The sequence below is a fragment of the Moritella sp. Urea-trap-13 genome (assembly GCF_002836355.1).
Lineage (GTDB): Bacteria > Pseudomonadota > Gammaproteobacteria > Enterobacterales > Moritellaceae > Moritella.
The window spans coordinates 77792-89138 of the sequence record NZ_PJCA01000033.1 but is presented as its reverse complement, the minus strand read 5'-3'; the positions used below and the strand labels follow the sequence as shown (position 1 = coordinate 89138).

Annotated in this window: 6 protein-coding genes; 2 read left to right on the top strand and 4 right to left on the bottom strand. The window is 40.0% G+C overall.

Features of this window, described 5'->3' with window-relative positions; translation table 11 throughout:
• Nucleotides 1-347 precede the first annotated feature (347 nt).
• The 4 genes from CXF93_RS15855 to prlC all read right to left on the bottom strand — a co-directional run bounded on the left by CXF93_RS15855 (nucleotide 348) and on the right by prlC (nucleotide 7318).
• A complete protein-coding gene (locus tag CXF93_RS15855) occupies nucleotides 348-1058 on the bottom strand; it encodes a transcriptional regulator (protein ID WP_101063512.1) in 711 nt (236 codons plus the stop codon).
• A gap of 144 nt (nucleotides 1059-1202) precedes the next feature.
• On the bottom strand, nucleotides 1203-1967 hold the full coding sequence (locus CXF93_RS15850) for a class I SAM-dependent methyltransferase (protein WP_101063511.1): 765 nt from the start codon (nucleotides 1965-1967) through the stop codon (nucleotides 1203-1205).
• Between the two features lie 111 nt (nucleotides 1968-2078).
• The gene (locus CXF93_RS15845; RefSeq protein WP_101063510.1) at nucleotides 2079-5063 is read right to left on the bottom strand and encodes an EAL domain-containing protein; all 2985 of its coding nucleotides are present in this window, start codon (nucleotides 5061-5063) and stop codon (nucleotides 2079-2081) included.
• A 215-nt stretch (nucleotides 5064-5278) separates the two neighbouring features.
• The gene (prlC, locus tag CXF93_RS15840; protein ID WP_101063509.1) at nucleotides 5279-7318 is read right to left on the bottom strand and encodes an oligopeptidase A; all 2040 of its coding nucleotides are present in this window, start codon (nucleotides 7316-7318) and stop codon (nucleotides 5279-5281) included.
• A gap of 246 nt (nucleotides 7319-7564) precedes the next feature.
• Between prlC and gorA the strand changes: the two genes are divergently transcribed.
• Both gorA and CXF93_RS15830 read left to right on the top strand, forming a co-directional pair.
• Nucleotides 7565-8920 carry a glutathione-disulfide reductase gene (gene gorA, locus CXF93_RS15835; RefSeq protein ID WP_101063508.1) on the top strand — a complete coding sequence of 452 codons (1356 nt, stop codon included), beginning with the start codon at nucleotides 7565-7567 and terminating at the stop codon, nucleotides 8918-8920.
• A 238-nt stretch (nucleotides 8921-9158) separates the two neighbouring features.
• A complete protein-coding gene (locus tag CXF93_RS15830; RefSeq protein ID WP_101063507.1) occupies nucleotides 9159-11183 on the top strand; it encodes a methyl-accepting chemotaxis protein in 2025 nt (674 codons plus the stop codon).
• Nucleotides 11184-11347: the final 164 nt, after the last annotated feature.

The following is an 11347-nucleotide window of genomic DNA, read 5'->3' as shown; positions in this document are numbered from 1 at the left end:
GACGTCTTTCGTCGTAGTCAGGCTGCGTATTCTACGCAAACCTATTTCGAAGTCAAGCACATATTTGCACTTTATTTCAGGAGGTTTAAAAGTAACTTTCGATACTGATAAACACCTTTACTTAGCGGCTGTTGCCGTGTCAGTGAGGTCGCATTATAGAGATCTTGACTTGCTTGGCAAGTTTTATATTACGTATTTATCCAGATAAACGTCGCTGTATGATAACCATGCAAATAAAGTATGTTAAGTGTAGGATAACTAAATTAAACGGGAAGGAAAGGTGATTATTAATACAATAACCACCTTATTATACTTACCGCTTTAATATTCTTGATACAAACAGCTTATTAAAGCTCTGCTTCATCAGATTTTATTTGGCGTATATATAAGTACACCGTATGTTTTGAGATATTCAATTTATCAGCAACCATATTGATCGCGTCTTTAATATCAAAAATACCTTGTTGGTGTAATGATATAACAATGTGTTTATTTTTAGCATTGTTGGCAATATCAGTACGGTTGTTAATATCTGTAATTGTTTCTTCTACAGAACGGTCAACTAACTCTTCAACTGTAGTCGCAAAATTCTCAGAAGATAATTCAGTTTCTCTTGCTTCGGGAGTAGGTAAAAGTTCTTGTACAAAATCAATGAACGACGCACCGATATTAATATTAATACAAATTAAACCAATTGTTCTTTCTGAACGGTTCTTGATTGCGATCGTCATAGAACGCATCATTTGGCCATCTTTAGTCTGCGTAAAATACGCCTTTGAAGATTGTTTGTTCTGTGCCGATATATCTTGTAGCATTTTAAGCGCTAAATCGGTGATTGGTGAACCTTCAACACGACCAGTATTAAAACCATTTTCAATTTTAATAACAGAACGGTCCATACTTTCTAATGAATGTAAAATCACTTCACATTGCTTACCAAATAAAGTAGCAATACCTTCGATTACCCCATCGTAAGATCTTAGAAGTCGATGATCTTCGTCTGTAAACGTATATGAATTCGTTAATTCATTCTCAATATTATCTAGTTCAAGTAGCACAACTATCCCTCGTCTATAGCTCGGCCCATGTGGGTCGCAAAATTAACACAGTTAAATATTAAAAACCTTGAGCCTGATTCCAGATATTATATTAAAATAAAATATCTACTCGATATTAATGACTATACTAACAGGCTGAATAAGTTACTTCATAGCCTGCTTTACATAAACATCAAAACGGTTTTTCTTAGTTTCAATAGCCATACTTGGTTCTGCATTGGCAATATATTCGGCATAATCAGGGCGTTTAACAACGACACGCTTAGTCGCGACGCGCATTGCCGGTTCAAACAAACCATCAGCATCTAAATCTGCACCAACTAATGATTGGAATACACGCATTTCTTTTTTCACCAGTGCTGATTTCTTCTTATGTGGATACATAGGGTCGAGATACACCACATCTGGCGAAATACCTAACGCTTCTAGTTCTGATAGGCTCGATGCAAATACTAATTTTAGTCGGGTTGTAATCCAGCCACCTATCTCTTCATCTTGTTCGGCACGCTTTAGACCATCTTCAAGTAATGCAGCAACAATAGGCGAACGCTCCAGCATTGTCACGTTACAGCCTAAAGACGCCAAAACAAATGCATCACGACCTAAACCGGCAGTGCCATCAAGTACTGACGGTGTCACACCTGCCTTTAAACCGACGGCTTTGGCAATAGCTTGCCCCTTACCACCACCAAATTTACGGCGATGATTCACAGCGCCACCAGCAAAATCAACATACACAGCGCCTAACTTTGGCTCATCAAGCTTAAATAGCTCAAGTCCCTTATCAGAATATAGCAATTGAAATTGAGCATCAGCGACAGGCTCAAGGGAGAACCCCCACTGTTTAGCAAGTGCTGCAATGTGATCAGAAAAAAGTGAATCTGTTGTGATTATTTGTATGCTGTTCATGTACGCCTGATACGGTTAGATGTAATTATTCGAGTTAGAATGCCTATATTAGCAAAAAATACGAATACAACCTAAATTCAGTGGATGATTAATGAAGATAGAGAGCGTAATTTAAAAAACGCTTTCATTTTGAGTGATAAACTCTAATAGCTCATGCAAAGGTATAGGACGGCATAATAAGAAGCCTTGGGTATAATCACATTGCTTCTCTTGTAAGTAACTCAATTGAGCCTGTGTTTCGACGCCTTCGGTGACGACTTTCATTCCCAAGTTATGAACAATAGTAATAATACCATCCAATAATAAATTATCCTGTTGGTTCTCTGGAATATTAATAATAAAGCTACGGTCAATTTTAACAATATCTGCAGGTAAGCTACGTAAATAGTTTAATGATGAATAACCCGTACCAAAATCATCAATCGCAATTTTAACACCTGCTTGCTTAAGTGCATTAATACGTTGCATATACTGACCGTCCATATCCATCAGTAAGCTTTCGGTGATCTCCATAGTTATCGAGCCATAAGGCAGATTATGCGAAGATATCACTTTTAACCATTCTGATGCTTGCATATCAACAGTCTTAAACTCTAGACTTGAACGGTTAATACTCATTTCAATATAAGGAAAACCAGCTTCATGTAATATTTTTAGATCACAACATGCTTGATCTAATACGTATTCACCTAATCCTTGAATCAATCCACCTTCTTCTGCTAGCGGAATAAATTCGGCAGGCGAAATAAACCCTCGTTCCTGATGATGCCAACGAACCAGCGCCTCCAACTTATCAACTTTACCGGTGATATTGTCAACAATCGGTTGATAATAAACATCTAAGCTACCGCACTTTATTGCTTCAGCTAATTCGACAACCGTTTGATGCTTTAGAATGGCAGCATCGCTTAAATCTTGTGTAAAAGTGACACATTGATTACGGCCTTTACGCTTAGCTTCAAATATTGCCTGTTCTGCACTTTGCATTAACGCTTCAACTGATATGCCATCTTCTGGATACATGGTAATACCCACAGAAGCGGTCACATAGCGCTGTTGATTTGACAGTTTATAAGCTTGTGCAAATACACCTTGCAACTGTTTCGCGTATACTTCGGCTTGGCGCTTATTGACTACTTCAGGAATGATAAAGGCGAATTCATCACCATCAATTCGAGCCAGAAAGTCATTATCTCGGCTACGGTATTTTAAACGCTCGGTGGTTTCTTTTAATAAGCGGTCTCCCGCCATAAAATCTTCGGAGTTATTTACCGATTTGAAATCATCAATATCAATGTAGAGAATGGCAAATTTCTGACCATTTACCGCTGATTTATCGATAACTTGGCGCACTTCAGCACTAAAATATTGACGATTCGGTAAACCCGTTAATCGATCAAAATTAGATTGGGTGATAATTTGTTGTTCGGTCTTCTTTTCTTCTGTCACATCACTGAAGACCGCAAAGAAATATTTAAGTTTACCGCGCTCTTTAATACTCGACAGCGTGACTTGCTGGGCAAATATATCGCCAGCACGATCACGGCTCCAAATAATGCCTTTCCATTCATTGTTACTTAACAAGGATTCAGAAATAGCATTATAAAATTGTTCATCATGTACGCCAGAACGCAATAAATCGTGTGTGCGCCCTATTGCATCTTCCGCGCTATAACCTGTGATAGTTTCAAACGCCGGGTTTACATCAATGATTTTTTCATTAGCGTCACATAACATGATGCCTTCGGCACTATGCCGGTACACACTTTCAATAATCGACAAACGTTGCTTATTATCTTGTTCTTCCGTGAGGTCTTGAATGGTATTAATGAAATACTGGATTTTGTTAATGTCATCTCTAACCGCGGTAACCGTTAACTTCGTCCATAACATGCTGCCATCACGATGACGGTAGCGTGCGTTAAGGGTAAAGTTATTCCGTTTATTGGCATATATTTCTTGATAGTATTCTTCAAACTGCTCTTTATCTTCATCAAAGTATAAGTTTAGGCTGCTAGTATCTAATGTGCCTCGCTCACGTAAACGATGAAAATCTTCCAATTCATAACCAAACATTTTACAGGCTTGTTTATTTACCCATTTTATTTCACGATTAGCATTCAGTTTGACTAACCCGACAGGTGTGGTAGCTAAAACAGTTTCAAGAATACGCTCTTGTGCAGATGCTCTTTTTCTGGTTAATTCTTCCGCCGTCATATCCTTACTGATGCAATCTAGACGATACACCTGGCCAGCTTCATCAACGATAGGATAAATATCACTTTGAATACGTTTTTCATTACCTTCTAAAGTCGTAATATTGAAGACACTGCGGACCGATGCTGTGGAATTAGATACAATCGCAGATTGAAAATCACGTAAGACCTTATGCTTATCGGCTTTATCAACTAAGGCTAACAGGGCATCAAGTTGATTAATTTCTTTAACGTTAGCCGTGTCAATAATACTCGCAGCTGAGTCTGAACATTCTAATCGGTCTTGATCTAAAAAATAACTCCAACTGCTTAGGCGGCCTTTGGCGATATTGTCTTCCAACCACATGGTATACGCACTCAATCCCGTAGGTATATCCGGCGTAATAGCAGTAACAGGTAACTTAGTTGTATGTTTTGGTTGGATCTCTTTTTCTAAGAAACCAGCAACTAGACGAATTAAGTTTAATTCGAGTTTATGTTGAGATAGTTTCCGAGGAAAAAATGCCGATAAGATACCAATAGGCCTTCCGCATGCATCGTTAAGGCGGATCCCCAAATATGCTTCAGCTTGCCATGTTTGTAATTGTGTTTGTTGTGGAAATCGAGATGCAAGATCTTGTTCATATTCCGCATAGCCATGATGATAAGCGGCAAAGCAAGGCATGGATTTAAAGTCGATAACAACATCAGAGTCAAAAACACCCTGTTGTAGACAAGACAAAATAGATAAGTCAAAAGTTTGAGGGCAAACAGTAGCAACATAAAGAGTGTCGACACGTAGTAAACTGGCTAAATTAGTCAAAAACAGATCGAGAGAATTAGCTTCCAGCAATTGTGTCGTATCAATGTTTATATCACTAAGTGTAAGAGTATTAACCATACATCCTTGTCCACGAATTCGATTAGTTTAGCTGCAGAATATTGATATCCTTTTCAATTATTACTACAGCTCATTGAGAACTATAGTAATACTTTAGCACTAAAAATAAAGTGGTAAATATCAGGTCAAGATAATACACAATTTACCACTCTTTTAAAATCAAAACCGAGCGATAACCGCTACAACCGATCAGTTCTAGCAAGTTATCGATTAGGTTAGCGAATACCTGAATGATTTAATAACGCGTAAGTACTTGGTTTACGTCCGCGGAATCGCACAAATAATGCCATAGGGGTATCACTACCACCGCGTTCAAGTATACAACTCATAAAGTCACGACCTGTTTCCGCATTAAATATGCCCTCTTCTTCAAAACGAGAAAATGCATCCGCAGAGAGTACTTCAGCCCATTTATAGCTGTAATAACCAGCCGCATAGCCACCAGCAAAGATATGTGAGAAGCCATTTTGGAAGCGATTAAACTCTGGCGCCGGTAGCACTGATACTTTTTCACGTACTGAATTGAGTACCGATTGAATATTCGAACCTTGCGCTGGGTTATATTCCATGTGCATACGGAAATCGAATAAACTAAATTCAATTTGACGCAGCATACCCATTGCCGAGTTAAAGTTTTTAGCCGCTAATAACTTATATAGCATCGTTTTTGGTAATGATTCATCCGTTTCATGATGACCAGAAATGAAGGCTAATGCCTCTTCTTGCCAACACCAGTTTTCCATAAACTGACTTGGTAACTCAACAGCATCCCAAGGCACACCGTTAATGCCAGATACTGCAGCAGGGATCACTTTCGTTAACATGTGATGTAAGCCATGACCAAATTCATGAAATAACGTTGTAACTTCATTATGAGTAAATAATGCAGGTTTATCGCCCACGGGTTTATTGAAGTTACAGGTTAAGTAAGCCACTGGCTTTTGAAGCTCACCATTCGCTTTAATACGATGGGTTAGGCAATCATTCATCCAAGCGCCGCCACGTTTATGTTCACGTGCATAGAGGTCAAGATAGAAGCTACCGCGTAATTCACCTTCTTCATCAAAGATCTCAAAGAAACGTACATCTCTATGCCAAGATTCAGCACCTAGCTCTTCGATAATGTTAAGTCCAAATAAACGTTTAACCACTTCAAACATGCCTTTAACAACACGGTCTTCAGGGAAGTATGGACGTAACTCTTCATCTGAAATGGTGTACTTCGCTTGTTTCAACTTTTCCGCATAGAATGTCAAATCCCACGCTTCGAGCTCTTTAGCCATAAAATTGTCTTTGGCGAATGTTTGAATTTCAGCGAGTTCAACTTCCGCTTGCGACACTGACTTATCTGCAAGGTCGGTTAAGAACTCAATAACTTGCTCTGGCGTTTCCGCCATTTTTGTCGCTAACGATTTTTCTGCAAAATTGGCAAAACCTAGCAACTCTGCAAGCTCGTGACGTAAAGCAATAATCTCAGCCATTATCGCAGAGTTATCCCACTTACCAGCATTGGGACCGACATCGGATGCGCGCGTACAAAATGCTTCATATACTTCACGACGTAATTCTCTATTTTCAGAATACATCATTACCGGTAAGTAACTTGGGAAGTCTAAGGTAAATAAGTAACCTGTTAATGACTTACTTTCTGCAGTTGCCTTCGCAGCGGCTTTTGCTGACTCAGGTAAACCGATAAGTAATGCTTCATCGGTGATCTCTTTTTGCCAACCTAACGTGGCATCCATCACATTATTACTAAATGTTGATGTTAATTGCGATAGACGTTTGCTGATCTCGCCATAACGTAGCTTGTCATTATCAATCAGATCGATCCCAGATAACCTAAAATCACGCAGCGCATTGGTGATCACTTTTTGTTGTGCTGTTGATAAAGTAGTGAACTCACTGCTGTCATGTAATTGCTGGTAAGCTAAAAATAACCCCTGGTTCTGTCCAACTTTAGTTGAATATTCAGACAACAATGGCAAGCAAGCATCATGTGCTTCTCGCAGATCATCACTGCTCACAACCGCATTCAAGTGACCAACAGGCGACCAAACACGACCTAACCTATCATCACTTTCTTCTAAAGGAGCCACTAAGTTAGCCCAAGTAACGGCATCGTCATTAGCTAATACGTTAACAATAACCGCTTCACAGTCAGCAATAGCTTGTGTTACTGCTGGCACGATATGCTCGGGTTTAATACTCGCGAACGGGGGCAAGCCTGTCATAGTCAAAAGTGGGTTAGTCATAGAGTCATCCTATTTATAATGATATTAATTAGTTAATGCGGCTATAAAATGATAATTTCAAGTATAGCGAGTAAATATAGACACGTGCTATTCAGTATTGATAGGTAAAAGTAATGACCGTGAATGGCTTTACCTACTAATAATATCTCTCAATTCAGTTTAAACTGTGTAATTAACTTTATTACAAAACAACAGCATGAACTTAGTCATATAATAAGCTCATCTTCTCAATTAAGGACTATGAATATGTCACAGCATTTTGATTATATTGCCATTGGTGGTGGTAGCGGCGGTATTGCATCTGCAAACAGAGCCTCAATGTACGGTAAAAAAGTTGCCATCATCGAAGCGAATGCGCTAGGTGGTACTTGTGTGAATGTTGGTTGCGTACCGAAAAAAGTAATGTGGCACGGCGCTCAAATCGCAGAAGCAATGCACCTTTATGCAAAAGACTATGGCTTTGATGTAGAAAACAGAGGCCTTGATTGGGGTAAATTAGTCGCGGCACGTGAAGCGTATATTAGCCGTATTCATACTTCTTATGACAATGTACTTGGTAATAACAAGGTGATAGTGATCAAAGGCTTCGCGACTTTTGAAGACAAAAATACAGTCAAAGTAAACGGCGAAACATACACGGCTGATCATATCCTGATTGCAACAGGTGGCGCACCAACCATTCCAAATGTACCAGGTGCAGAACACGGCATCGATTCAAATGGTTTCTTTGAACTGACAGAACAACCAAAACGCGTTGCTGTTATCGGCGCTGGTTATATTGCCGTTGAATTAGCGGGTGTATTACACGGTCTAGGCAGCGAAACACACCTGTTCGTGCGTAAAGAATCGCCACTGCGTAGCTTTGATCCTATGGTAATTGATACGCTTGTTGATGTAATGAATACCGAAGGTCCTACATTACACACGAACTCAGTACCAAAAGAAGTAGTAAAAGAAGCTGATGGCTCTATCACGCTGCACCTTGAGAACGGTGAATCACAAAATGTTGATACACTAATCTGGGCTATTGGTCGTCACCCTTCGACAGACAAGATTAACCTTGCTGCTACCGGTGTTGAAACAAATGACCGTGGTTACATCAAAGTAGATGAATTTCAAAACACCAACGTTGATGGTATCTACTGTGTTGGTGACATCATGGAAGGTGGTGTTGAATTGACTCCTGTAGCTATTAAAGCAGGTCGTCAATTATCAGAACGTCTGTTTAACGGTAAAACAACGGCTAAAATGGATTACACACTGATCCCAACAGTTGTGTTTAGCCACCCGCCAATTGGTACAATCGGTTTAACTGAACCAGAAGCGATTGCACAATATGGTGAAGAAAACGTAAAAGTATACCAGTCTGGCTTTACTGCTATGTATACAGCGATCACGTCAAACCGCCAACCTTGTAAAATGAAGCTAGTTTGCGCTGGTGAAAATGAAACGGTTGTAGGTCTACACGGTATTGGTTTTGCTGTAGACGAAATGATCCAAGGTTTTGGTGTTGCGATGAAAATGGGCGCAACAAAAGCTGATTTCGATAGTGTTGTAGCTATCCATCCAACGGGCTCAGAAGAATTCGTTACTATGCGCTAAACTAAGCGTCTATTCTGATGTGCACAACGATCATGTGCACATCAATTTCTCCCTTTAATTTCAACAATCCCTTCGATCTAACTATGTAGATCACGAAACGCCTGTTTAATTGTTAAATACACAATCAAAATACTTAACATTAACGCAACAACTAGTTATATTGTTGATGCCTTATCATTAGGCACTTACCCATACTTCGACGCTAGCGACGCCTAACCATATTGATAAGGATATTTTTATGGGCACATTATTGCAGCCAATCACCTACTTGATTAGCCGGTTATCATTCCAGAAAAAATTTGGTTTAGTGATTTTATTGCTTACTACACCCATTGTATTTTTCTCATCGACCATTATCTCGCAAACACAAAAAGATATCGCTTTTGCAGAGTCTGAATTGCAAGGTTATGAATTACTTCAAGCCCTACCTGAAGTCGCGAACAAACTTATTGAATATCGCCATTTATTAAGCCTCGAAGTCGCAGAACTCGGCCCTGGTGATGAAAACATAGATCAAGCGCAAACCCTCGCAGAAAATACTTTTAATCAATATTACCGTGCTTATACTGCCGCGACAGGCTCACAACTATCTGCGTTTGATAAAATCACTATTGATTGGCAGCAGTTAAAAGCGGACAGTGATTTTTTATTACCGGAAGAAATTTTTTACGCGGTTGATTTAATGCTAGAAAACCTGCGTATTGGTACGCGTGAAATCAATAGCGAAAGCAAGCTATTATTTGATTCACACCTTAGCAGTTATTACCTCATTAATTTGACGCAAACCCAGCTGCCTAGATTACTCGACTTTACTTATCAAGTAACAGACAAGGCTGCAGAAACAGCTGCATTTTCCACGTTTACCGCCACCAGCTTTGATGATTTAAGTCGCCGTATCGACCAGCTCAACATTATATTTTCCGCCACGAATAATAATGTGAAAGCGCTCCTAGCAATCAACCCAAGCTATAGTGATATTTTAACGGCACCACTTAATCAGATCAAAACAACGATGGCGACACTCGATGATTTATTGGATCGCCAATTAATTAATACCGTTTCTGCCGAGATTAAAATTGACCCAAATACCCTCTATCGTTTCGGTGATGAGTTACAAGTCAACATTACACATTTATACGAAGTGGCTTTTAATACCTTAGGTAATGAAATCACTGTTCGTTTGAATGAGAAAAATAATGAGCTGAATGTCTTCTACGCGATCCTCATTATCTTATTCGTGGTTTGTGTGGTGATCTTGTTAAGTATTTATATCTCGCTAACAGAAACCATCCGCAGTATTAGCCGAGTTGCGCAGAATGTATCTAATGGTGATCTCTCCGAGAATGTAAAAATTATTAGTAGTGACGAACTGGCTATTATTGCCCAACACTTTAACAGCACCATTGATGGCATGCGCACGTTAGTCAAACAACTCAATAGCAGTGCTGTGGATGTGCATAGCTCGGTACAAGACATTACCGATAAGACCAATTCAGCTGAGACCACCATCACAGCACAACAAACAGAAACTCACCAAATTGCAGCAGCAATCAAACTCATGGCAGTGACGTCCACTGACATGGCCGCTAATGCTAATGACGCGACCAGCGCAACCCATGATGCAGAACGCGCGGTATTAGAAGGCAAACAAGTCGTTGATCAAACCATTATCGCCATTAACGCTATTGCCTCTGAGGTTGAAACATCGAGCGCTACAATTCAAAAACTGGAAAATCATTGTGCCGATATTGGTGGTGTTGTCGAAGTGATCAGAAGTATTGCCGATCAAACTAACTTACTCGCACTCAATGCCGCCATCGAAGCAGCCAGAGCCGGTGAGCAGGGTCGAGGTTTTGCCGTAGTCGCCGATGAAGTGAGAACACTCGCCAGCCGAACTCAACAATCAACCAATGAAATTCAAGTAATGATTGAGCGGGTACAATCAGGCGCAAAAGAATCGGTTAAAGTCATGGCAATAGGCAGAGAGCAAGCCAACATGGGTGTGATGCAAGCGAAAGAGGCCTCAAATACGTTTGAAGCCATCACCTCCTCTGTCGATAAGATAGTCGCTATTAACGATCAGATTGCCAGCGCGATTGAAGAGCAAAGCCTTGCTGCTGCAGAAATTGAACGTAATGTCAGTAATGTTTCTGCAGGCGCAGACTCTGCACGCTCCGTAGCAACAGGGGCAACGCAATCAGCCCATAACCTGCTAACCGTGGCAGATAAGTTAACTGAAGTTGCCGAAGAGTATGCGTTTTAGTCCTTAGGGTTAAAACATGACATTAAGGACGGAGTGGCTTACACGGATATTATCGTGTTAAGCCACTCATTAATTATTTGAATATCAGTTAACCGCATGAAACACTAGATCTGAATAAATTTGCCGATTACACTGCTAACACGCATTTACCCCCTCTCAAAATT

Bases quoted from the DNA above. Each gene is read 5' to 3' on its own strand.
- CXF93_RS15830 (WP_101063507.1), top strand. From the start codon at position 9,159: ATGGGCACATTATTGCAGCCAATCACCTACTTGATTAGCCGGTTATCA.
- CXF93_RS15845 (WP_101063510.1), bottom strand. From the start codon at position 5,063: ATGGTTAATACTCTTACACTTAGTGATATAAACATTGATACGACACAA.
- prlC (WP_101063509.1), bottom strand. From the start codon at position 7,318: ATGACTAACCCACTTTTGACTATGACAGGCTTGCCCCCGTTCGCGAGT.
- CXF93_RS15850 (WP_101063511.1), bottom strand. From the start codon at position 1,967: ATGAACAGCATACAAATAATCACAACAGATTCACTTTTTTCTGATCAC.
- gorA (WP_101063508.1), top strand. From the start codon at position 7,565: ATGTCACAGCATTTTGATTATATTGCCATTGGTGGTGGTAGCGGCGGT.